The organism is Alcaligenes faecalis, assembly GCF_005311025.1.
Classification (GTDB): Bacteria; Pseudomonadota; Gammaproteobacteria; order Burkholderiales; family Burkholderiaceae_B; genus Alcaligenes; species Alcaligenes phenolicus.
The window spans coordinates 478,711-502,888 of sequence record NZ_CP031747.1 but is presented as its reverse complement, the minus strand read 5'-3'; the positions used below and the strand labels follow the sequence as shown (position 1 = coordinate 502,888).

The 24,178-nt window shown below is 55.9% G+C and carries 20 protein-coding genes and 1 tRNA gene; 9 read left to right on the top strand and 12 right to left on the bottom strand.

The genetic code is table 11. The features are described from left to right. Positions 1-19 precede the first annotated feature (19 nt). The 9 genes from D0C27_RS02345 to D0C27_RS02305 all read right to left on the bottom strand — a co-directional run bounded on the left by D0C27_RS02345 (position 20) and on the right by D0C27_RS02305 (position 12,626). Positions 20-1,483 (bottom strand): efflux transporter outer membrane subunit, encoded by a 1,464-nt coding sequence (locus tag D0C27_RS02345; RefSeq protein ID WP_060185131.1) that lies wholly within the window; start codon positions 1,481-1,483, stop codon positions 20-22. After that, on the bottom strand, positions 1,483-4,677 hold the full coding sequence (locus tag D0C27_RS02340) for an efflux RND transporter permease subunit (RefSeq protein ID WP_137430309.1): 3,195 nt from the start codon (positions 4,675-4,677) through the stop codon (positions 1,483-1,485). Before D0C27_RS02340 ends, D0C27_RS02345 begins: the two co-directional genes overlap by 1 nt. Before the next feature lie 5 nt (positions 4,678-4,682). Then, complete coding sequence (locus tag D0C27_RS02335; RefSeq protein WP_060185133.1) at positions 4,683-5,921, bottom strand: efflux RND transporter periplasmic adaptor subunit; 1,239 nt, start codon at positions 5,919-5,921, stop codon at positions 4,683-4,685. Between the two features lie 307 nt (positions 5,922-6,228). Continuing rightward, positions 6,229-7,023: an ABC transporter ATP-binding protein gene (locus tag D0C27_RS02330; RefSeq protein WP_009457077.1), complete on the bottom strand. Its 795-nt coding sequence runs from the start codon at positions 7,021-7,023 to the stop codon at positions 6,229-6,231. Continuing rightward, positions 7,023-7,919, bottom strand: a complete 897-nt coding sequence (locus D0C27_RS02325; RefSeq protein WP_009457079.1) for an ABC transporter permease — start codon at positions 7,917-7,919, stop codon at positions 7,023-7,025. Before D0C27_RS02325 ends, D0C27_RS02330 begins: the two co-directional genes overlap by 1 nt. 79 nt (positions 7,920-7,998) lie before the next feature. Then, positions 7,999-8,967 (bottom strand): ABC transporter substrate-binding protein, encoded by a 969-nt coding sequence (locus D0C27_RS02320; RefSeq protein ID WP_009457081.1) that lies wholly within the window; start codon positions 8,965-8,967, stop codon positions 7,999-8,001. Positions 8,968-9,065: 98 nt separating this feature from the next. Beyond that, a complete protein-coding gene (locus D0C27_RS02315; RefSeq protein WP_137430308.1) occupies positions 9,066-9,827 on the bottom strand; it encodes a spermidine synthase in 762 nt (253 codons plus the stop codon). Between the two features lie 186 nt (positions 9,828-10,013). Next, a complete protein-coding gene (gene bktB / locus D0C27_RS02310) occupies positions 10,014-11,186 on the bottom strand; it encodes a beta-ketothiolase BktB (RefSeq protein ID WP_060185135.1) in 1,173 nt (390 codons plus the stop codon). Positions 11,187-11,444: 258 nt separating this feature from the next. Then, the gene (locus D0C27_RS02305) at positions 11,445-12,626 is read right to left on the bottom strand and encodes an acetyl-CoA C-acyltransferase family protein (RefSeq protein WP_060185136.1); all 1,182 of its coding nucleotides are present in this window, start codon (positions 12,624-12,626) and stop codon (positions 11,445-11,447) included. A 193-nt stretch (positions 12,627-12,819) separates the two neighbouring features. Between D0C27_RS02305 and D0C27_RS02300 the strand changes: the two genes are divergently transcribed. After that, entirely contained in the window at positions 12,820-13,281 is a 462-nt protein-coding gene (locus D0C27_RS02300) for a universal stress protein (protein WP_009457090.1), read from the top strand. Between the two features lie 61 nt (positions 13,282-13,342). Further along, positions 13,343-14,128: an isocitrate lyase/PEP mutase family protein gene (locus tag D0C27_RS02295; protein WP_137430307.1), complete on the top strand. Its 786-nt coding sequence runs from the start codon at positions 13,343-13,345 to the stop codon at positions 14,126-14,128. 69 nt (positions 14,129-14,197) lie between these two features. Here D0C27_RS02295 and D0C27_RS19225 read toward each other — a convergent pair whose 3' ends face one another. After that, positions 14,198-14,338 (bottom strand): hypothetical protein, encoded by a 141-nt coding sequence (locus D0C27_RS19225; RefSeq protein WP_021446543.1) that lies wholly within the window; start codon positions 14,336-14,338, stop codon positions 14,198-14,200. A gap of 285 nt (positions 14,339-14,623) precedes the next feature. On the opposite strand from D0C27_RS19225, the gene D0C27_RS02290 reads away from it, so the two are divergent. Then, a complete protein-coding gene (locus tag D0C27_RS02290) occupies positions 14,624-15,517 on the top strand; it encodes a LysR family transcriptional regulator (protein WP_083053461.1) in 894 nt (297 codons plus the stop codon). 192 nt (positions 15,518-15,709) lie between these two features. Here D0C27_RS02290 and D0C27_RS02285 read toward each other — a convergent pair whose 3' ends face one another. Further along, positions 15,710-17,977 (bottom strand): arginine/lysine/ornithine decarboxylase, encoded by a 2,268-nt coding sequence (locus D0C27_RS02285; protein WP_021446542.1) that lies wholly within the window; start codon positions 17,975-17,977, stop codon positions 15,710-15,712. Positions 17,978-18,142: 165 nt separating this feature from the next. On the opposite strand from D0C27_RS02285, the gene D0C27_RS02280 reads away from it, so the two are divergent. From D0C27_RS02280 to D0C27_RS02255, 6 genes are all read left to right on the top strand, one after another. Continuing rightward, a tRNA-Cys gene (locus D0C27_RS02280) sits at positions 18,143-18,216 on the top strand. A 564-nt stretch (positions 18,217-18,780) separates the two neighbouring features. Then, positions 18,781-19,563: an exodeoxyribonuclease III gene (gene xth, locus D0C27_RS02275; protein WP_137430306.1), complete on the top strand. Its 783-nt coding sequence runs from the start codon at positions 18,781-18,783 to the stop codon at positions 19,561-19,563. Between the two features lie 15 nt (positions 19,564-19,578). Beyond that, positions 19,579-19,908 (top strand): hypothetical protein, encoded by a 330-nt coding sequence (locus D0C27_RS02270; protein WP_009457104.1) that lies wholly within the window; start codon positions 19,579-19,581, stop codon positions 19,906-19,908. A 37-nt stretch (positions 19,909-19,945) separates the two neighbouring features. Further along, on the top strand, positions 19,946-20,590 hold the full coding sequence (gene gmk, locus D0C27_RS02265; protein WP_021446541.1) for a guanylate kinase: 645 nt from the start codon (positions 19,946-19,948) through the stop codon (positions 20,588-20,590). Positions 20,591-20,625: 35 nt separating this feature from the next. Next, a complete protein-coding gene (rpoZ, locus tag D0C27_RS02260; RefSeq protein ID WP_003799665.1) occupies positions 20,626-20,829 on the top strand; it encodes a DNA-directed RNA polymerase subunit omega in 204 nt (67 codons plus the stop codon). A gap of 21 nt (positions 20,830-20,850) precedes the next feature. After that, the gene (locus D0C27_RS02255; protein ID WP_009457108.1) at positions 20,851-23,130 is read left to right on the top strand and encodes a RelA/SpoT family protein; all 2,280 of its coding nucleotides are present in this window, start codon (positions 20,851-20,853) and stop codon (positions 23,128-23,130) included. A 90-nt stretch (positions 23,131-23,220) separates the two neighbouring features. On the opposite strand, the gene D0C27_RS02250 is transcribed toward D0C27_RS02255, so the two are convergent. Beyond that, positions 23,221-24,174: a LysR substrate-binding domain-containing protein gene (locus tag D0C27_RS02250; protein ID WP_170978533.1), complete on the bottom strand. Its 954-nt coding sequence runs from the start codon at positions 24,172-24,174 to the stop codon at positions 23,221-23,223. Positions 24,175-24,178: the final 4 nt, after the last annotated feature.

Genomic DNA, 24,178 nt, shown 5'->3' with positions numbered 1-24,178 from the left:
CAGACGTATTATCGCCTGTTTACTCCGGTGCTGTCCCAGTGGCCTGGGTCTTTGTTTCAGGCTTGACGGTTTCAGCTGTCCAGCCGCCACCCAAAGCCTTGTACAACTCGACCCGGTTCATCAGGGATGCCAAGCCAGTCTGAATATAGGCTTGACGCGTACCGTACAGGCTGACTTCCGCCGTTTGCACCTGCAGGAAGCTGTCTATACCCACTTCGTAACGCAGCTTGGCCAGACGCAAGCTTTCGCTGGCAGCCTGATCAACCTCTTGCAAGGCGTCGATCTGCTGACCGTAGGTGGCTTCGCCCGCCAAAGCATCAGCCACTTCGCGGAAGGCTTCCTGAATGGTTTTTTCATACTGGCTGATCGCAATGTCACGACGAGCCTCGGCCAGATCCAAATTGGCCCAGGTACTGCCCGAGAGCAGCGGCATGGTAATTTGCGGCTGGAACTGCCAGTAACGGTTACCCGAACTGAACAGACCACCCAGCTCGGGGCTCATGAAGCCCAGCAGACCGGTCAGGCTCAGACGCGGGAAAAAAGCAGCGCGTGCTGCACCGATGCTGTAGTTGGAACCACGCAAGACGTGCTCGGCGGCCAGGATGTCAGGACGACGCTCCAGCAACTCGGCCGACAACCCTACAGGCAAGCTAGGCATCAGCTGAGCACGGGTAAAGGGCAAGCCTGCTGGTAAGTCAGCCGGTATTTCACCGCCCAACAAGACCTGCAAGGCATTGAGTGCACGCTGACGATCACGCTCGACAGCCTGCATATCGGAACGCACGGTGTTGTATTGCACCTTGGCCTGGTTCAGGTCCAGCGCCGACACCGTACCGGCATCGTAAGAAGACTGCACCAGGCGCAATGTCTCTTGACGGCTGCGCAAGGTATTGCTCATCAAAGCATGCAGTTCTTCGGCAGTACGTACCTTGAAGTAGGCTTCGGCGGTGCCCGCCACCAGGGCGATATGGGCGGTACGCTGAGCCTGCTCGGTGGCAAAGTACTGTTCTTGAGCAGCACGGGCCAGATCACGCACTCGACCAAAGAAGTCCAGCTCGAAAGCAGTGATACCGACACCGGCCTGGAACGTACGGGTTACGGGGGCCGAATTTGGGCCACCAGGACGCAGTTCAGCCGGTGTGTGGGTGGCCTGCTCGGCCGCCTGCACACCAATGCTGGGCAACTGGTCACTGCGTGCCACGCCGTATTGCGCGCGAGCTTCCTCGATGCGCTGGGTGGCAATACGCAGATCGCGGTTATTCTCCAGAGCCTGCTCGATCAGGGCATGCAGACGCGGATCCGTAAAGAATTCACGCCAGCCCAGATCAGCAGCCTGTGCCGCATCCGCCTGGCCCTGCTGGGCCAGAGGGAATTGTGCGGGCACGGGAGAATCAGGACGCTCGTACTTCGGTGCCAAGGAGCAAGCCGACAAGGCAAACGCCACGGCCAGCACCAAGGGGCTACGTAAAAACATGCTAGACATCAGTGCTGTCCTCCTTGCGAACCGGCCGGCTGTGCAGCTTGTTTGGCCTGTTCTTCCTCGTGCAATTTAGCGGCTTCGCCAAACAGACGGGGTTTAGTTTTAAAGAGCTTGAGGATCACGACAAAGAAGGTCGGCACCATCAAGACAGCCAAAGGCGTTGCGGCCAACATACCACCCAGCACACCCAGACCCACGGCGTTCTGGCTGGCAGCACCCGCACCAGTGGAGGTAGCCAGAGGCACCACACCCAGCACAAAGGCGAAAGAGGTCATCAAGATAGGACGGAAACGCAAGCGAGCGGCTTCCAGAGTGGCGTCGATCAAGGTAGCACCACGTGCGTAGGCATCCTTGGCAAACTCCACAATCAGAATCGCGTTCTTCGCTGACAGACCGATCACCGTCACGATACCCACCTGGAAGTACACGTCGTTAGGCATACCCAGACCGGAGACCAGCAAGACCGAACCCAGCATACCCAGCGGTACGGCCAGCATCACGGACAGCGGGATCGCCCAGCTTTCGTACAAGGCAGCCAGCAGCATGAACACCACCAGAACGGCCAAGCCCATCAAGATACCCGACTGACCGGCAGCCTGACGCTCCTGGTAGGACAGACCGGTCCAGTCCACGCCAAAACCGCTAGGCAATTGCTTCATCAGGTTTTCCATCTCGATCATGGCTTCACCCGAGGTGTAGCCTGGAGCGGGACCACCACTGATACGAACGGACTCGTAGCTGTTGTAGCGCACGATCTGTACCGGACCTTGTTCCGTTGTCTGGTTCACAAAGGCGGACAGCGGAACCATCTTGCCTTCACTGTTGCGAGCATTCAGCTTGAGCACATCATCAATGGTCATGCGGTATGGCGCATCAGCTTGTACCCAGACACTTTGCACACGGCCCTGGTTGGTAAATTTACCCACGAAGGACGAGCCCAGAGCGCCGCCAATCAAGGCAGAGGCTTCGCTGAAGTTCACACCCAAGGCCGCCGCCTTGTCACGGTCAATTTCCAGACGAATCTGTTTGCCAGGTCCCAAGCCAGTGATACGCACGCTCTGTGGATCAAACACAGGGCTTTGCTTGGCCAGGTTCAGCAGTTGATCAGCAGCGGCCATCAGGGCATCGTGGCCCATGCCACCGCGATCCTCCAGACGCATATCAATACCCGAGGAGTTACCCAGAGCAGAAATAGCGGGCGGCACAATCGCGATCACCATGGAATCGGGCAAACCGAACAGCAACTGACCCATGGCCTTGCCGGAAATGGCTTGAGCCGAGTTTTCCTTGCCTTTACGTTCGTTGAAGTCCTTCAAGGGCACAAAGGCAATAGCCGAGTTCAAACCACTACCGTTAAAGCTGAAGCCCTGCACGGCAATGATGTTTTCGACCTGAGGCTGCTCTTTGAAGTAGTCCTCGACCTTGGAAATCGTTTCAATCGTACGGTTGGCTGTCGAACCGGCAGGCAGCTCGATGTTGGCAATCACGTAGCCCTGATCTTCCTCAGGCAAGAACGCGGTTGGCATGCGCATGTACAGAAAGCCCAGAACCAGCACCATGATCAGATAGATGAACATCATCCGACCGCCACGACGCAAGGTCTTGCCAATAAAGCTTTCGTAACCATTGGTGGTACGCGTAAAGACACGGTTGAACCAGCCAAAGAAGCCACGCTTGGTTTCGTGATGGCCCTTGGGGATAGGTTTCAACAAAGTCGCGCACAAGGCAGGTGTAAAGGTCAGTGCCAAAAAGCCGGAGAAGGCAATCGACACGGCCATGGCCACCGAGAACTGACGGTAAATCACCCCCACCGAACCGGCCATGAATGCCAGGGGCAAGAACACGGCCGACAGCACCAGCGTAATACCCACAATAGCGCCACTAATTTGCGGCATGGCTTTCTTGGTCGCTTCCTTAGGCGAGAGCCCGTCTTCCACCATGATACGTTCGACGTTCTCCACCACCACGATCGCGTCGTCCACCAAAATACCAATGGCCAGCACCATCGCGAACATGGTCAGCACGTTCACTGACATACCCAGCACCTGCATCACCGCGAACGCCCCCAAGATAGCCACCGGCACCACCAGTGCGGGGATCAGGGTGTAGCGCACGTTTTGCAGGAACACGTACATCACGATGAACACCAGCACCATGGCTTCCAGCAAGGTGTAAACCACCTGGGTGATGGACTTGTCCACGTAGGGCGAGGTGTCATAAGGAATGTCGTAGCGGATGTTTTCCGGGAAGAACTCGGCCAACTTCTCCATTTCGACTTTAATTGCCGCGGCAGTATCCAGCGCGTTCGCCTCAGGCAACAAGGAGATAGCAAAAGCCGCTGTCGGCTTGCTGTTCAGACGGGCACCAAACTGGTAGTTGTCCGCCCCCACTTCCACACGAGCGACGTCTTTAATACGCACGGTCGAGCCATCAGGCTGCGAGCGCAGAATGATGTTTTCAAACTCTTCCACGGTTGCCAACTGACCGTTCACCGTAATGGGTGCGGCCACACGCTGACTGTCCTGATTGGGTGGGCCACCCAGAATACCGGCAGACACCAGCATGTTTTGCTGACGAATGGCGTTGGTCACGTCCGCTGGGCTCATCTGGTAACCGACCAGCTTGGCAGGGTCCAGCCACACACGCATGGCGCGACCGGCTGCAAACAGCTGGAAGCGAGCCACACCAGGAACACGAGAAATCGTGTTCTTGATATTGCGTTCGATGTAGTCAGCCAGAGCTGTCTGATCCAGACTGCCGTCCGTGGAGGACAAGGTCACCACTTGCAGAAAGCCGGTACTGGACTGCTCCACGTGCAGGCCCTGCTCCATCACCGCTGTCGGCAAGGACGCGGTAATGTTGCTGACCCGGTTCTGGACGTCCACCTGAGCCATGTCAGGATTGGTACCAGGACGGAACGTGGCGGTGATTTCGGTCGAGCCGTAGGAGTCACTGACGGACTCGTAGTACAGCAGGCCTTTGGCACCGTTCAACTGATCTTCGATCACACTGGCTACCGTACTGGCAACGTCTTCCGCCGTTGCACCTGGGTAGGTCGCCCTGATGGTGACCGAAGGGGGTGCCACATCGGGATACTGCGCTACAGGCATATTGGGCAAAGCCAATAAGCCAAATAGCGTGATCGCCAAGGCAACGACCCATGCAAAAATGGGCCTTTCAATAAAAAACTGAGGCATGTCGCTTACTCGCTAGACTTGGCTTCGTTTGGCTCAGCAGCGGCGGCCGGTTCCTGTGCGGGGGCCGCATCAGGAGCAGGTGCAGCGGCTGACTTGTTGCCCTTCCAAGGCATCGTCTGGACAGGGGCACCGGGACGAATCTTCTGGAAGCCTTCGACAATGATCTGGTCGCCGGCTTGCAGGCCTTTGTCCACTACATACTGACCATCGCTTTCGGGTCCCAACACGACAGGTACGGACTGGGCTTTCTCTTCACGAACCACGTAAATATTAGAAGCGCCATCCGAGGTGTACTGAACAGCCTGCGCGGGCACCAGCAAGGCATCCGGAATCACACCTTGTTCCAGACGAACGCGTACGTACATACCGGGCAAGAGAATTTCATCAGGGTTCGGGAACACGGCACGCAAGGTTACTTGCGAAGTGGAAGGATCCACGCTGACACCGCTAAACAGCAAAACGCCATCTTGATCGTAAAGGGAGCCATCTTCCAGCACGGCCTTGGCTTTGGCCTGGCCTTCACCAGCCGACTTCAACGTACCAGCAGCCATGGCACGACGCAGTTGCGTCAGCTCAGCGGTGGAACGCGTCACATCAATATAGACACGGTCCAGTTGCTGCACGGTGGCCATATGGGTGGCGTTGGCGGCAGAAACCAGAGCACCTTCGGTAACCAGGGACTTGCCGATACGGCCCGACACGGGCGACACAATCTTGGTGTAGCCCAGATCAATATTGGCGCTGTCCAGGGTCGCCTGTGCAGCGGCAATGGCGGCATCGGCCTGCATGGCGCGGGCCTTGGCGTTGTCGTAATCCTGGCGGGAAACCGCATTTTCCTTGATCAGACGCTCGTAACGCTGCGCCAATTGCTTGGCACTTTGTGCGTCAGCCTGGGCGTTTTTCAGCTGGGCTGCAGCTTGATTACGAACTGCACGGTACGGAGCCGGGTCAATGGTAAACAAGAGCTGGTCTTGTTTGACATCAGCGCCCTGCTCAAAGTTGATCTCTTCCACAATCCCGGAAACACGGGCGCGGATTTGTGCATCTTTAATTGCTTCGACTCGTCCAGGCAGCTCGGAGAACAACTCGGTAGAAGTCGGTTGGACGGTAATCACACTGACCGGGACCTTCATCCCGCCGGCCGGAGCTTGAGGCTCTTTGTTGCCGCAAGCGGCGAGCAGAACCAAGGAAGAGAAGGCAGCAATACGAAAAGTCTGCCGACCCAACAAGCTTTGAAATGACATGAAGAACTCCTGAGCTAAGCGTTGCATGGGAGTTTAACGCTTAAACTGACTGGATTGTATGGTTTGGACAAGCAGCAAGTATATGTCGAAAAAGCGCAAATCAAACAGGAAAATTTGCGATGAGACTCATTTCGATCCTGCCATTATTTGGCGACTACGATTAGCCAGCTACCCCCTTGCACCCGCTCCGCTGTCTGCCTATGCCAAAAGAACACGTATTATCATATACCTAGGGTTTTTTGAATATAAAAAAACCGCGTTTAACCCCTAGAGTTCACGCGGTTTTCCAAATCCGGGATAGTGCTTTCTAACCTAGCAATAAACTATCGTCGGCTAAAGTCTCACCCCGAACCCGCTCGAACATCTCCAGCAGATCTCGCACATCCAGGCCTTGACGCTGTTCACCACTGACATCCAGCACCACCTTGCCCTGGTGCAACATGACCGTGCGATCACCCACATCCAGAGCCTGACGCATACTGTGCGTGACCATCATGGTGGTCAGGCCACCTTCACGCACAATACGATTGGTCAGTTGCAAAACAAAGTCAGCCGTACGCGGGTCCAGCGCAGCCGTATGCTCGTCCAGCAGCAAGATCTTGGAAGGACGCAAGGCCGCCATCAACAGGCTGACGGCCTGACGTTGGCCACCGGACAACAAACCGATGCGGTCTGTCAGACGGTTTTCCAGACCCAGACCCAAGGTTTCCAGACGCTCTGCAAATTCAGCACGCATGGAGTGACGCACGGCACGGCTCAGCCCACGGCGACTGCCACGGCAGGTGGCCAGCGCCATATTTTCTTCAATGGTCAGATCTTCACAGGTCCCGGCCATCGGATCCTGAAACACACGTGCTACCCAATTGGCTCGCTCCCAGACCGGGCGGCGAGTCACGTCTACCTTGTCGATCATGATTTGGCCATCATCAACAGACTGGTCGCCCGAGATCGCATTCAGAAAAGTAGACTTGCCCGCACCGTTGGAACCGATCACGGTCACGAACTGCCCTTCGGGAATGGTCAGGGACAAACCGCGCAAGGCACGGGTTTCAATGGGCGTACCTGGATTAAATGTCAGGGACAGATCTTTTGCTTCTAACATTACTGGGCCCCCTTCTGTTTACGAGCACGCTTTTTCTTGAGCAATGGAATCACCAGTGCCACGGTAACCAGCAAAGCGGTGACCAGGTTCAAGTCCTGCGCTTTCAGGCCGATCACATCGGCATTCAGAGCCAAAGCAATAAAGAAGCGGTACAGAATCGCACCCAGCACCACGGCCAAGGTGGCGTAGAACAGTTTGCGTGCGGGCAAGATGCTTTCACCCACAATCACGGCAGCCAGACCAATCACGATGGTCCCGATGCCCATGGAGATATCCGCCCCACCCTGCGATTGTGCAAACAAGGCACCGGCCAAGGCGACCAGGGCATTGGAAATAGCCATGCCCAGCAAAAGCATATTGCCAGTTGCCACGCCTTGAGCACGGGCCATACGGGCATTGGCGCCGGTAGCGCGCATGGCCAGGCCAGTTTGCGTACCGAAGAACCAATCCAGCGCCAGTTTGGCAATGATTACCAACCCAATCAGCATCAAGGGACGAGCAATATAGTCAGCGATGGATTCGGGCTGCAGAATCGTGAAGACCGTCGGCTCCATGATCAGGGGCACATTGGGACGGCCCATGATGCGCAGGTTAATGGAATACAAGGCGATCATCATCAGGATACTGGCCAGCAGATCCATGATTTTCAGGCGTACGTTCAACCAGCCAGTAATCGTGCCGGCAATGGCACCAGCAAAAGTGGCCACTACCGTCGCCAGGAAAGGATCATTGCCCTGGCTGATCAGGATGGCGGCAACAGCCCCACCCAAAGGAAAACTACCATCGACCGTCAGGTCAGGAAATCGCAGGATGCGAAAAGAAATCAGAACACCCAGAGCAACCAGTCCGAAAATCAGACCAATCTCCAGGGCCCCCCACATTGAATAAATAGACATATTGTTGGACGTCTAGGATACAAAAGAAACAGGCGGGCAGCTTGTGGCAACCCACCTGCAAGAAGCAGTCAAATCAGGCTTATTCGACGATTTTTGTTGCGGACTTCACGAAGTCCTCGTTAAGCGAAACGCCTTGGCGCTTGGCAGCGCCCGGATTGACATACAGTTCCAGATTGCTGCTGGTTTCAGAAGCCATATCACCGGGTTTTTCACCCTTCAGAATACGGATGACCTGTTGACCGGTCTGCAGACCCAGGTTGTAGTAGTTCACGCCCAAAGCCGCGATAGCACCACGGGCCACACTGTCGGTGTCCGAAGCGATCAAAGGCACTTTGGCGTCCACGCCTACTTTTACCAGGGACTCGTAGGCCGACACCACGTTATTGTCGGTATTGGTGTAGATCACATCGACCTTGCCCACCAGGCTACGAGCAGCCGCCCCCACGTCCACGGTACGAGGCGCGGTGGCTTCCACCAGCGTCATGCCGTGCTTGGGCAGCAATTCTTTCATTTCTTTAACGACCACGGCGGAGTTGGCTTCGCCAGGGTTGTAAACCATACCCACGCGCTTGGCATCAGGCACGACTTTCTTGATCAGATCAACCTGGGCTTCCAGTGCCAGCGCATCGGACACGCCTGTCACGTTGGTGCCCGACGGTGCCATGCTGGGCACCAGGTGTGCCACCACAGGATCGGTCACGGCCGAATACACCACAGGGATAGTCTTGGTTGCCGACACCACGGCCTGCGCCGAAGGAGTGGAAATGGCCACAATCACGTCAGCCTTGTCACCGACGAATTTACGAGCGATCTGAGCGGCAATCGCCGGATTGCCCTGGGCGGTCTGAAACTGCCATTTGAAGCCGGAGGCTTCGTTATAACCAGCATCGGTCAGCGCTTTGTGTACTCCATCCTTAATGGCGTCCAGAGCCGGATGTTCCACAATCGACGATACCGATACAGATTGCGCATGAACTGCAGCGCCCGACATCAATCCTACACAAGCCAAAGCGGCCGCCACCTGATGCACCGATCTGATCAGTTTCATCCAATACTCCTTAGATGCAAAAAAACGAAAATTTTAGGTGTTTAGTCTAACGCGAACGACAGGACTTTGACCCTTCAGGTAATCCCTGCCCCGCTCCCCTACTGGTCCTGCATCTGGCGACGGAACGAGAGCAGTTCCCTGGCCCAACGTGTAGCCGGCAAACCATAATCGGCCTGCACTTTTTCGGCCCGACTCAGCAGCTCTCCGGCCGTCATCTCCAGCGTGCTGCCTTTGAAGGCCAGAACCACCTGATTGCCCTCGTCCATTTCAGGCAAGAGCAATACTTTGCCATTAAAGGCTTCACGAATGTTGTCAATATTATGTTTGAAGCTGGGATGGGCACCAAAAAGATTCACCGTCATGATGCCTTCATCATCCAGAACCGCGCGGCAATCCTGATAGAACTCCAGACTGTCACGTACTGGGCCTTCGGCATGCGCGTCGTACAAGTCCACCATCAAGGCGCGATACTGACTGTGCTGATCGCTATCCTGTACCCAGACACCGGCGTCAGCCTGATCAATCAGAGACCGTGGGCTGCGCGGCAGCCGGAAGAAAGCATTGCACATGCCAATCACCGACGGATTCCACTCCACCGTCTGTACCTGACTGCTGGTCTGCTTCAGGCAGAAACGCAGCAGGGAACCCGCCCCCAGCCCCAGAATAGCCAGCTTGTGCTCGGGTTTGGGGTCTTCCATAAATAGCAGCCAGGCCATCATTTGTTGTGTGTAGGCCAAGACCAATTCAGCGGGCTTGCGAATACGCATTGCACCTTGAATCCACTCCGTTCCAAAGTGCAGATAACGGATCCCTTCGCTTTCCGACAACGTAGGACTATCGTCCCCCTGCTCACCAGCCATGAAACTCTTCCTTGCAAAGCAGTCAGGCGGCCCGGCTCACACGGGAGCAACGTGGCACCCCACATAATCCTGAACCTGGATATGGCCTGACGACAGAGAAAACAGCGCCGGAAGGCGGCATTGCGCCACTTCCGGCGTTTTTTAGCAAGGCGCCATCATAACAGCGATCACTTGATGGGGAACGGCTCACTGACGTTCGATAATCATGGCTACTCCCTCGCTACCGCCATGACACATGGTGACCAGAGCATACCGCCCCTGGATGCGCTGCAACTCATGCAAGGCCTTGACTACCAGTGCCGCTCCTGTCGCCCCCAAAGGATGCCCCATGCTAATGCTGCCGCCATTTGGATTGACTCGCTCCGGATCAAAATCCAATTCTTTGGCAACGGCGCACACCTGTGCTGCAAAGGCCTCATTGGACTCGATCACATCAATATCGGCTACCGTCAGTCCCGCCCGCTTGAGCGCCAAGCGAGTCGATGGCACCGGCCCCATTCCCGCAAATTGAGGATCCACGCCCGCATGCGCCCATGAGCGCAGCTTGCCCAAAGGCTTCAAGCCTTGACGGCGTGCCTGCCCCTCTTCCATCATCAGCACCACCGCCGCCGCATCCGCCAGGCCCAAGATATTACCGGCCGTCACCGTCCCCCCGTCGCTCTGGAAAATAGGCTTCAAGGCGGCAAGCTGCTCCAGACTGCCATCATGCCGAACATGCTCATCCTGCTCGAAGATGCTCCCATCGTGGGCCGCCAGCGGGACGATCTGCTCCTTAAAGTACCCATTTTCAATGGCACGAGCCGCTCTACGGTGCGACTCCAGGGCCAACTGATCTTGCTCACAGCGGGACACACCGTATTTTCTGGCGACATTCTCCCCCGTCACCCCCACATGCTCCCGAGTCAAAGGACTGATGAAAATCTCCGACAAGACATCTACCAAGGCCACACTACCCATGCGACTCCCCCAGCGCTGGCTTGGCGCCAGATAAGGCATTCGACTGGTACTTTCAACACCGCCGGCCAAGGCCACCCGAGCCTCACCCAATACAATCGCTTGCGCTGCCGAAATAATGGCCTGCAAACCGGATGCACATAAGCGGTTCACATTCATGGCAACCGCCTCATGAGCCACTCCTGCTTTCATGGAGGCTGCACGCGCCACATAGACATCCTGGGGCTCGGTCAGCACCACCTGCCCCATCACTACCTGCTCCACCTCCGAGGCAGATACTCCACTTCTGCCCAACACTTCCTGCATGACCGCCGCCCCCATCTCAATGGGGGGCACATTCCGTAACGAGCCACCAAAATTACCAAAAGCGGTTCGACAAGCCTGAACCAGAACGACTTCTTGCATATGAATCTCCTTTTATTCCGTTTTATTCCGATGAGAAAAAACAAGGGCTTCATGCTCAGTCACCCAAGCCATGCATTACTTTTAAAACAATTCAATGCAATTGGCTGGATACGAAGGTCCACTACAAAAACAAATAATCAAGTCGGCGTTTTTATAAGATTTACTTGTATATGCCGAAAAAAAGCCGGAAAGTGACTCGTAGCACTTCCGGCTTTCCTGCTCTCTAAACGAAGCTTAAAGAGAAATAATCAGCAAGGTTCAAGGGCGCTCGAAAATCGCCGCAATCCCCTGCCCACCACCAATACACATGGTGACCAGCGCGTAACGACCTTGGACACGCTGCAGTTCATGCAAGGCCTTGACTGTAATAGCGGCGCCGGTCGCGCCAATAGGGTGGCCCAGGCTGATACCACTACCATTGGGGTTCACACGTGCCGGATCCAGACCCAGTTCACGCACGACTGCGCACGCTTGGGCGGCAAAAGCTTCGTTGGACTCGATCACATCCAGATCCGACACGCTCAAACCGGCGCGCTCCAGTGCCAGACGGCTGGCTGGCACAGGCCCAATACCCATAATGCTGGGATCCACCCCGGCATGCCCCCAGGACACCAGCTTGGCCAAAGGCTTCAGCCCACGCTGGCGAGCTTCTTCCGCGCACATCAGCAAGACAGCGGCTGCACCGTCATTCAGGCCCGAGGCATTACCTGCCGTAACACTGCCGCCTTCAGGCATGAACACAGGTTTCAGGCCGGTAAAGTTTTCCATCGTGGCGTCCAGACGTACGTGCTCGTCCTGATCAAACACGATCTCGCCCTTACGGCTTTTCTGGATAATGGGCACGATCTGCTCTTTAAAATAGCCCTGCTCGATCGCGCGACGGGCACGCTGGTGCGATTCCAATGCCAGCTCGTCCTGATCGGCTCGAGTCACGCCGTATTGGCGGGCCACATTTTCGGCCGTAATGCCCATATGAACGCGATCAAAAGGATCCGTCAGTGCGCCAGTCATCATATCCATCATGACCGAGTCCCCCATGCGAGCGCCCCAGCGATGAGCACTGGACATATAGGGCGCACGGCTCATGCTTTCTGCTCCGCCTGCCAAAGCCACCTTGGCATCACCGACCAGAATGCCCTGCGCGGCCGACACAATGGCTTGCAGACCAGAACCGCACAAACGGTTGACGTTCATGGCCGGTGTTCCGTGGCCCACGCCCGCCTGCACCGAAGCCACACGCGACAAGTACATATCGCGCGGCTCGGTTTGAATAACCTGCCCCATCACTACATGCTGAACGTCTGCCGCCGATACGCCACTTCTGTCCAGTACCGCGCGCAATACCGTGGCTCCCATTTCGATTGGCGACACATTCTTCAGTCCCCCACCAAAATCACCAATCGCGGTACGGCATGCCTGGACTACAACCACTTCTTTCATATGAATCTCCCTCAATCCCATTGGGATATGATGACCAGCATAAAAAAGCCAAGCTGACAAAAACGTCCACTCGAATATACACGGCTGTCATGGAAAACCATAAAGCAGACACAAAGACCGTAATTCGCAGTATGGTTTGATACCTTACCCACAAGACACGTTCTTGATAACCCTTTTTATAGGATTCCCCCTCATGTACGAGCGTATCCTGGTATGTACCGACGGCTCAGAACTGTCCGCCCACGCTGTCACCCATGCCCTGAATCTGGCCAAGACCAGCGGCGCCAAATTGCTGGCCCTGCGCGTCATTCCGCGCTATCGCCAAAGCTACCTGGAGGGCGGCCCCATTATCGACCAGAAGCTCGATAGCCGTATCGAAGCCTCCTGGGTAGAGCACGCCCAATCCGAGCTGGCCGCCGTCAAGCAGGCCGGTAAAGACATTGGTGTCTCGGTCAAGGGCCTGGTGGTGAAGTCCGAACTGGTGGCCGATGCCATTATTTCTACCGCTGAAAAGCAGAAAGCTGACCTGATCGTCATGTCCTCGCATGGCCGCAAGGGCTACAAGCGCCTGCTCTTGGGCAGCGAAACCCAGCACGTTCTGACCTACTCTGAAATCCCCGTTCTGGTGATCCGCAAGAAAGCCAAGAAAAAATAAAACGCGGCCAGGCATCAAAACGCAAACTCCGGTTTGCGTTTTTTATTCTCAGGAGTCCCGCATGAACGTCAGCACACAGGAAAAACGACGCCGTTTTCGAGCCTTGCATGAAAGTGGCTTACTGATTTTGCCCAACCCCTGGGACATAGGCGGAGCCAAGCGTCTGGAACGACTGGGCGCACAGGCGATTGCCAGCAGCAGCGCTGCGTTTGCCTGGTCAAAGGGATTGGAAGATTTTGAGGTGGGCCGGGATGCCCTGTTGGCGCATTTGCGAGAACTGGCGGCCAGCACGAATCTGCCACTGAACGCCGACTTTGAAAATGGCTTTGCCGATGAGCCGGAACAGGTCGCCGAAAACGTCCGCCTGGCCATTGAAACCGGCATTGCAGGATTATCCATTGAAGATCGCCATGGCGACGAACTGTATGAGCTTAAGTTGGCTGTGGCCCGCATACGGGCTGCCAAGCAAGCGATTCTCAACAGTGGCGAGGACGTTCTGTTAATAGGACGCAGCGAAGGCCTGCTGATTGACGCGCTGGATCTGGGACAAACCATAACCCGGCTAAAAGCCTTTGCCCAGGCTGGCGCCGATGTGGTCTACGCCCCCGGATTACGCGATCTGGACGATATTGCCCAGGTTGTCCAGGCACTGGCACCTACGCCCGTCAATGTGCTGCTGATTCATCCGGGGCTGAACGTGCCCGATTTGGCCGCCATCGGTGTACGCCGTGTCAGCACAGGGTCACAACTGGCTCTGGCCACCTGGAACCGCTTTGAAGAGGCCAGCCTGCAACTGCTGGAGCAAGGGCATCTGCCGGCCACCCAAGCCCATCGCCGCTGGTCCTGATACAAGACAGGCAGGCATAAAAAAAGCGCAAGCTGCAAGGCTTGCGCTTTTTAACCCTTCAGTCAGAACTTAGCTGTCCTGAGCCTGGTCGCTGGACGCGTCCACTTTGGCTTCCTGATCGGTTTCTACGACTGCTTTCTTGGGAGCCACCCAATTCAGGGGCTCAACCTCAAAGGCCTGTTTACGACGTACTGGTTTCGATTTGCTCACGAATAACTCCTGCTCAATATCGACAGGGGGCGCTGCCCTTAGCGCCCCGATTTCTTTATTATATCAATGATTAGACCACAAATCAATTTTGGCCATAATATGGGCGCATTATGGATGCAAATTAGGCGACGTTAGAACAAAATAAAGGCAATTCAAAACAAGACTTTTCATAGACAATTCAAGCCAAAATAACTGCCCTGAATATCTTACGGCTCGCCTAGACCCCAGGCACCCTTGAAAACTCATTTTTCACCCATTTGAGTACAACAATAAAGAGACAATGGCATGCACGATTCCCGCCCCACCGATCATCTGGATCGCTCCTTGCGCTGTTTTTTACGCATTGCACAATTAGGCTCGGTCAGCAAAGCGGCTGATGATTTGGGACAAAGCCAATCCAGCCTGAGCAAACAATTAAGCTCGCTGGAACAAAGCCTGGGCCAAACCCTGTTTACCCGTACCGGGCGCGGAGTCAGCCTGAATGATGCGGGCGAGCTGCTGCGCCAAGCAATCGAACCGGCCTATAGCCGTATTGACAGCGCTATCCATGCCGTGCGTCAGGAGCACGGCGTCAATTCAGGTACTGTGCGGCTGGCCACCGTCCATACCCTGAGCTACTACTTCATGTCCGATGTCGCTGCCGCGTTCATGAGTGCCCACCCTGGCGTGAATTTGTCCTTATTGGGACGCAGCTCGCCCGAGGTAGTGGCTTTGGTGGAAAGCGGCAAAGCCGATGTGGGTTTTGTATACGACTCGGCGGTGGACTGTGGCGGCTTGATCTCGCACACCCTGTTTGACGACCAAATGTGCCGCATCTCTGGCAAGCTGGAGCCTTTTCCCAGTGCAGATTTAAGCCACCAGGCCTTGCGACTGATCGGTTTTCCGCCCCATTACGCCCTGCGCCGCATGATTCACAGCAGTGGCCTGCACCCCGAATTTGTGGCGGAGGTCGAAACCATAGATGCCATGTTGCGACTGGTGGCGTCAGGATTGGGGGACTGTATCTTGCCGAGCCGCATTCCTGACAATCTGCTGCACGAGCACAATCTGCATAAATACCCGATTGAGCAACCTGCCCTGCAACGCCGGGTTGTGGCGATTTTGCGGGCAGACCGTGATCCCCAAGCACTGACTTCACGGCTGCTGGAATGTGCCTTGCGCACAGCGCAAAGTCTGTAACAAGCCTCTGCAACACGAACCTGTCGCAAGGATTCGTGGCAGATAGACAGCCCATAAAAAAAACGGGCCTGATGACAGACACTTCAAGTCTGGAAGTCTTCCAGAACCCTGAACATCCCTCATCAGGCCCGCTTGCTTCACTGCTCTACCCAAAGGCCGATGCCCTGCCCCAGCCCTGGATAGCAAACTGCTTTACTGTGCCACGCAGTCCACGTAGTAACGCTTCTGGCCGGAGGCATCCACCTCTTCCACAAAACCGTGGATATCCGTACCAAAGCCCGGACACTGGCGATGCAGTTCACGCGAGAACTTCAGGAAATCCACAATCGTCTTGTTAAAGGCTTCGCCAGGAATCAGGAGCGGGATACCGGGGGGATAAGGAGTGATCAAGTTGGTAGTCACGCGACCTTCCAGCTGATCAATCTCGACCCGTTCCGTACGACGCTGCGCAATGCAGGCAAAAGCATCAGCCGGACGCATGACAGGCACCACATCCGACAGGTACATATCGGTCATCAAACGGGCAATGTCGTGCTTGGCGTACAACTGGTGCACATGCTGGCACAAATCGCGCAAGCCCATTTCCTCGTAACAAGGATACTGGCGCGCAAACTGCGGCAGAACACGCCAGACAGGCAAGTTGCGGTCGTAATCGTCCTTGAACTGCTGCAGCGCAGTCACCAGGGAGTTCCAGCGGCCTTTGGTAATGCCGATGGTGAACATGATGAAGAAGCTGTACAGGCCAATCTTCTCCACAATCACGCCACGTTGCGCCAGAAACTTGGTCACGATAGAAGCCGGAATGCCGGTTTCACCAAATGTGCCTGTCAGATCCAGGCCGGGGGTAACAATCGTGGCCTTGATCGGATCCAGCATATTGAAGCCATCAGCCAGCGGGCCGAAACCGTGCCACTCGCTATGCTCCGCATCGTCCGTAATGATCCAGTCCTCAGGCTTGCCCACACCGTCTTCTGCCAGTGTTGGCGGGCCCCAGACCTTGAACCACCAATCGTCTTCGTCAAACTGCGATTCGACCTTGCGCATGGCACGGCGGAAATCCAGAGCTTCAATAATGCTTTCCTCAACCAGCACACGACCACCGGGTGGCTCCATCATGGCAGCGGCCACGTCGCAAGACGCAATAATCGCGTACTGCGGGCTGGTGCTGGTGTGCATCAGATAGGCTTCATTGAACAAATGACGATCCAGGCTACGAGTGACCGAGTCCTGTGCCAGCACGTGGCTGGCCTGGCTCAAACCGGCTAGCAGCTTGTGCGTGGACTGGGTGGAGAACACCATGGTTTCTTGCGGACGCGGACGGTTCTTGCCCATGGCGTGAAACTGACCATAGAAGGGATGGAAAGCCGCGTGCGGAATCCAGGCTTCATCAAAATGCAGCACTTCCACGTAACCATCCACGGCATTCTTGATCACCTGGGTGTCGTAAATAATGCCGTCGTAGGTGGACTGGGTCAGCGTCAGCACACGGGGTTTGACCGTATCGGCATCCAGATGCGAGAGCAAGGGGTGCTTGCGGATCTTCTCGCGAATGGTCTCGATATCAAATTCGCTGCGCGCAATCGGGCCAATAATCCCGAAGTGGTTACGCGTAGGACGCAGAAACACGGGGATAGCCCCCGTCATCACAATGCTGTGCAGGATGGATTTGTGGCAGTTGCGGTCCACGACCACCACATCACCCGGAGCCACGGCATGGTGCCAGACAATCTTGTTGCTGGTACTGGTGCCGTTGGTCACGAAAAAGCAGTGATCAGCGTTGAAAATACGCGCGGCATTGCGTTCGCTGGCGCCAATGGCCCCGTTGTGATCCAGCAGTTGGCCCAGTTCTTCAACGGCATTGCAGACGTCGGCACGCAGCATGTTCTCGCCAAAAAACTGGTGAAAAATCTGCCCGACCGGGCTTTTCAGAAAGGCTACGCCGCCGGAATGACCGGGGCAATGCCATGAATACGAGCCATCCTCGGCGTAATCGAGCAAGGCTTTCAGAAATGGAGGCTTGACGCCTTCCACATAACTGCGCGCTTCACGCACGATATGACGCGCCACGAACTCGGGCGTATCCTCGAACATGTGAATGACGCCTTGCAGCTCGCGCAAGATATCGTTTGGCATATGACGAGCCGTTTTGGTCTCGCCATACACATAGATAGGCACATCGGTATTGCGACGACGCACAGCCCGAATAAAGGCACGTAGATTGACCAGCGCCGGGGCGCTGTCTCCATCTTGCGTGAACTCCTCATCATCGATGGACAAAATAAACGCGCTGGCACGACTTTGCTGCTGGGCAAATTGACTCAAATCGCCATAACTGGTGGTTCCCAACACCTCGAAGCCTTCGGCCTCGATCGCATCTGCTAATACACGAATGCTCAGACCAGACGCATTTTCAGAACGAAAATCCTCATCGATGATCACAATGGGGAATTGATATTGCATGCCATGTCCTTAATACAGGGGAGTGCCGCAGGGGCGGCAAAAAAAGGGAGGGACGTCAGTCGCTTTTGCGCAGCAGATCGTACCGTGTTTCACGTCCCGTCATGTGACACTTGCTTTTCCCTACGTCCTTGGGCATAATTCTACATGTCCCAGGACAAAACAAAAGGCGTGGTGACAGATTGGCTATGTGACGGACTGCAAATCCGTTCAGGTTGGTTCGATTCCAGCACACGCCTCCATCTTGCTTGCATTCAAGACAGACAAAACTGGCCTTCTTTCCGGTTTTGATCACACAGAAAAAGTCGCTATTATGGCGATTTTTTTATTCCCTTTTCCTGCATATCAAATCCTTGTACTACGCGCTGCGGCCAAGCCCTTCCATCGGTTTTGGCCCACCGTTCCAACTTGGCCTGCAATTTAACACAAGCAGGCGCGTGATCTGCGCAAAAAACCCTCTTTTTCGTGCCCTAAAAACATCAATCTGCCCCAAGCGCGCTTTGGGTCTTGCCGCCTGACTTTATGGCTGTTACATGCAGATAGTTTGAGGACAAATTTATTGTCTGAAAATGTCTGTTTTTCACTACGACCTAGAACAAAGCCCAGGCTCATCGGCCATTTCCATCCTGTCGGTGGCGCTGGCTTTAAAACCAGTCCCTGGCTAGCGCTGATATGATGGCGGCATTCGCGCACGCTAAGCGCCATCCTGCCCGTTTCCAACACGCTGATGGCCGCCTCTGCACTACCTTTATCGACAAAGCCCTGTACAAGCGGCTTTCTCTGATTTACCGAGATTGTCTGACACCATGAAACTCACCACCTGGAACGTGAACTCCCTGAACGTCCGTCTTCCCCAAGTTCTGGACTGGCTCAAGGCCAACCCCGTAGACGTGCTGTGTCTGCAAGAGCTCAAACTGCCCGACGAGCGTTTTCCCTTGGAGGCTTTTCAGGAAATGGGTTATCACGCTCACTGGGCGGGTCAGAAAACCTATAACGGCGTGGCCCTGATTTCGCGTGAGCCTGGCACGGATGTGCAACGCAATCTACCCAACTACGAAGACCCACAACAGCGTTTGCTGGCCGCCACGTACCCCTCGCCTGACGGCCCGGTGCGTGTGATCTGTGCCTACTGCCCCAACGGGCAATCGCTGGAAAGCGAAAAGTACACCTACAAGCTGGAATGGTTTGCCGCCTTGCACGACTGGCTGGAAAAAGAATTGCAGCAGTATCCCCGTCTAGCCATTCTGGGCGACTATAATATTGCCCCAGCCGACCAGGACGTTTACGACCCGGTCAAATGGGGAGTCGATGTTCTGGTATCCCCGCCCGAGCGCGCCGCGTTCGAGCGTTTGCTGTCACTGGGCCTGCACGATGCCTACCGTCTGTTTGAGCAAAGCGGTAGTCCCTTTACCTGGTGGGACTATCGTCGTTTTGCCTTCCGCCGCGATGCCGGGCTGCGTATTGACCACGCCCTGCTGTCCGACGCGCTCAAGGCCCGTTGCGCAGCCTGCGATATTGACCGCGAACCGCGCGCCAATGAACAGCCCTCGGATCACGCACCCGTTACCGCTACCTTGTCTTTTAGCTGACACACTCATTTCATTATGCAAATTCAAAGCCAAATCATCGAGCAGACTGACTCGGCCTATGTGCTTGAGATCACCTTGGAAGAGGAGCACAAGGTCTGGGCTTATCTGGCCATCAGCGAGCCTGATCTGGATGCGGTCGCCCATATTGTCCCGCCCGAGCAATTCGAAGCCGGTGGCGATGTGCACGTGATGGCCATTGCCCAGCCCGAAGATGCCCCGCAGGAAGTGGAAGACGTTTTGTTCTCCATGAACCCCAATGACACGGTGGTCTTTCTGTGCGCGGACCAGGCCAGCATCCTGGCCGTTTTGAATGAGTTTGGGCAAACCGACCCAAGCAGCAATTAATTCTTTTATAAAAATCTACTTCTAGAGTCTGCTCTCCATGTCCACGAGCTATCCTGGCACCGTCTTTATGGTTGTCGCCCCCAGCGGGGCGGGTAAATCCAGTCTGGTCAACGCCCTTCTGGCCAACGATTCCAACATCATGCTGTCCATCTCGGCCACCACACGCGCCCCCCGCCCCGGCGAGAGCGACGGCCAGCACTACTTCTTTGTGGACAAAGCGCGTTTTGAAAACATGGTCGCAGAAAACGCCATGCTGGAATGGGCCAAGGTGCATGACAACTACTACGGCACGCCCCGCGAACCCATTCAGAAAGCCCTGAATGCAGGCCGCGATGTGTTGCTGGAGATTGACTGGCAAGGCGCCCGCCTGGCGCGTGAACATTTCCCCGAAGCCGTCGGCATTTTCATTCTGCCGCCCTCCTTGCCCACCTTGCAGGCCCGTTTGCGCAAACGTGGACAAGATAGCGAAGAGATCATCGCCCGCCGCCTCGAGGCTGCCGAGCACGAAATCGCCCATGTTCATGACTGTCAATATGCTATTATCAATGAGGATTTTGATACGGCATTACAGCAGCTATTGAGTATTGTGCAGGCCAGTCGTTTGCGCACTGCCACTCAGTCAGTACGGCATCGCCAACTCTTTCAACAATTAGGCGCAGATGCCCTGCTGAATCAGGGCTGATCTCCTTCTTATTACTTTTTGATAACAGGTCTACTATGGCTCGCATCACTATCGAGGACTGCCTGGAGCAAGTCCCCAATCGCTTTAAGCTCACCTTAGCAGCCGCCTACCGTGCGCGCGAACTGGCTCAAGGCCACGAACCACGCCTGGAAAGCAAGAACAAGCCTACGGTTACCGCCCTGCGAGAAATCGCCTCCGGCGCGACCGGTCTGGAAATGCTGCGCAAAGTTCCTACCTGATAGGCACAGGCGGAGCACGGTATGGCATTTTCTGGTTTACGGGGCGCATCGTCTGGGCTGTTGGCCGTCCTTAAAAAAGGTTCACGGCTAGGTCGTCGCAAGCCTAAAGACAAGAACACCCCGGCACTGGCACAAGCTGCCCAGGAAAGTGCCAGTCCTCCTATTGCCTCACTGGCTCCGCTACACAAGATCATCTCGCAGTACCTGGACCCGAAAGATGTGGAACGGGTACGGGAGGCCTATCGTTTCTCCGATCAGGCCCATCTGGGGCAGTTTCGCGCCAGTGGCGAGCCCTATATCTCGCACCCCATTGCCGTCACGGAAATCTGTGCGGGCTGGAAGCTGGATACCGATGCCTTGATGTCGGCCCTGCTGCATGACGTGATCGAAGATCAGGACGTCACCAAGCAGGAACTGGCTGAGAAGTTCGGGACCGATGTGGCCGAGATTGTGGACGGCCTGTCCAAGCTGGAACGCCTGGAGTTTGCTACCAAGACACAGCAACAGGCCGACAGCTTCCGCAAGATGCTGCTGGCCATGTCGCGTGACGTGCGCGTGATTCTGATCAAGCTGGCCGACCGCTTGCACAATATGCGCACCCTGGATGCGGTCAAGCCGGAAAAACGCCGCCGCGTCGCCCAGGAAACGCTGGATATTTACGCTCCGATCGCGCATCGCCTGGGCCTGAACGCCCTGTTCCGCGAGCTGCAGGATCGCTGCTTCAAGGCGATCTACCCCAATCGCTACAAGGTGCTGCACAAGGCCTTGCTGGCAGCGCGTGGCAATCGCCGTGAAGTGCTGGGCAAGATCACCGAAGCCGTCAAGATCGCCCTGCCTGCTGCCGGAATTGATGCCGAAATTTCCGGCCGTGAAAAGTCGCTCTACAGTATTTTCTGCAAGATGGTCGAGCAGAAAAAGTCCTTTTCGGACGTGCTGGATATTTATGGCTTTCGCGTCATTGTGCATACCCTGCCCGAGTGCTATTTGTCCTTGGGTACGCTGCACCAGCTGTATCGCCCCGTACCGGGCAAATTCAAGGACTACATTGCCATCCCCAAAGTGAATGGCTACCAGTCCCTGCACACTACCTTGATTGGCCCCTACGGCACCCCTGTCGAGTTCCAGTTCCGCACCCGCGAAATGGACCACGTGGCAGAAGAAGGCGTGGCCTCTCATTGGCTGTACAAAGAAGACGACGTCACCCTGAACGATCTGCAAAAGCGCACACACCGCTGGCTGCAATCCTTGCTGGATATCCAAAGCCAGACAGGCGACTCCACAGAATTCCTGGAACACGTCAAAGTTGACCTGTTCCCCGATGCCGTTTACGTCCATACGCCCAAAGGCAAGATTATTTCCCTGCCTCGTGGTGCGACTCCGGTGGACTTTGCCTACAGCATCCACACCGATATCGGCAATCACGCTGTTGCTTCCAAAATCAATGGCGAGTTTGCCCCGCTGCGCACCGAGCTGAAAAGTGGTGACTCGGTAGAGATCATTACCTCCCCCGCCGCTCGCCCAAGCGCTCAGTGGCTGAACTACGTCCGTTCGGGCCGCGCCCGTTCGGAAATCCGCCATTACCTGCGCACGGTTAAATACGAAGAATCCGTGGCTTTTGGCCGCCGTCTGCTGGATCAAGCCTTTGACCAGCTAAGCCTGCCACATGCCACCGACGACGATCCCAACTGGGACAAACTGGCCAAGGGTTCGGGCGCCGCATCCCGTGAAGAAATTCTGGCCGATATTGGCTTGGGCAAACGTTTGGCCGCCGTCGTGGCGCGCCGCTTTGCTCCGGAAAACCCCTTGCTGGAAACCACTGCGGCCGAGTTTGACGAAATTAACGCCAACACTTCTGCACCGATTCTGATTCACGGTAACGAAGGTCAGGCTGTACAGCTGGCACCGTGCTGTGGCCCCCTGCCTGGTGACGCCATTATTGGCGGCATCCGTCTGGGTCACGGTTTGGTTGTTCATATGGCTGAGTGTGCGGTGGCACAACGCGCCCAGGCCAAAGAGCCTGAGCGTTGGGTTCCTGTCATGTGGGACAGCAATACCGCCCGCCACCTGTCCACCCGTCTGGATGTCACTGCGATCAACGAGCGTGGTGTTCTTGGCCGTCTGGCTGCTGAAATTACCGATGCCGACTCCAATATCCTGCATATTTCCATGCCGGACGAATCGGCTGCGACCTCGGTACTGCACCTGACCGTTCAGGTTGATAGCCGTACTCACCTGGCGCGCGTGATTCGCGCCATCCGTCACGTACCGCAGGTTCAGAAGATTGTGCGTGTGAAGGGCTAAACCCGCTTGCAAACCAGCTTTCAGCCGTACAAAAAACGCCTGCTCAATAGCAGGCGTTTTTTATGGTTCAAATACGATCAAAGTCGACTACTAGGTCAAGGTCTCGCGCACATGTTGTTCCAAGGCCCGAATAAAAATATCCACTGGCTCATGCGCATAGTCGTCCTGCGGCAAGAATAGAGAGACAGACGGCAATGCAATTCCATCGAAAGGCAAAGGGACTACTCGCACGACGCCCTGTTCGCTGAATTGTCGGGCTGAAATAGAACCCAGCAAAACCAATGCCTGGTTCTCGCGTAGCACCGCCAGGTTCGCCAAGGTCAAGGTCGACTCCAGCAGACAGCGAGGCTCCTGAAAGCCCTGACGGGCCAACCAGAAAGCCAAAGTACGACGCAAAGGAGCACCTTGAGGGGGCAGGACCCATTCATAGCTCAGGGCATCTTCCCAATCCACCGTTGATTTGGAAAAAATAGGGTGCTGCGGCTCGGCCACCATCACAATAGATTCGTTATACAAATGCAGAGTGTCAAAGTCTTCCAGGTCCTGGCTATCCAGCACCCGACCCAAGACACAATCCAGGCGCCCATCCCGCAAACGCTCCAATAAACTGGCGCTGCTACCCTCCTCGATACGCAAAACCACATCCTGAGCAGCCGCCCGCATGGCGGCCAAGGCTCCCGGAATCACCGCCCCGCAGGCTGGCGACACCCCCACACGAACCCGTCCCTTTGCACCTTGCTGGGCGACCTGAACCTCTTCGCCCAAACCATCAACTAGCCCCAGAAAGCGCTGAGCACGCTGCACCAAGGCCGCACCGGCTGCAGTGGGTAGTACCCCACGATTACTGCGTTCATACAAAGTGGCACCGACCAAGGACTCGGCCTCCAACAAAAGTTTACTGGCCGCCGGCTGGCTCATGCCCATCATTTCTGCCGCGTGCTTCAGGCTGCCATGTTCCCCCAATGCTGCCAGCAACTCCAGATGTCGCAAACGAATACGACGCGACAAGGGAGGAAGTTGGGGGGAAATACTTCTATCCGCCATATCT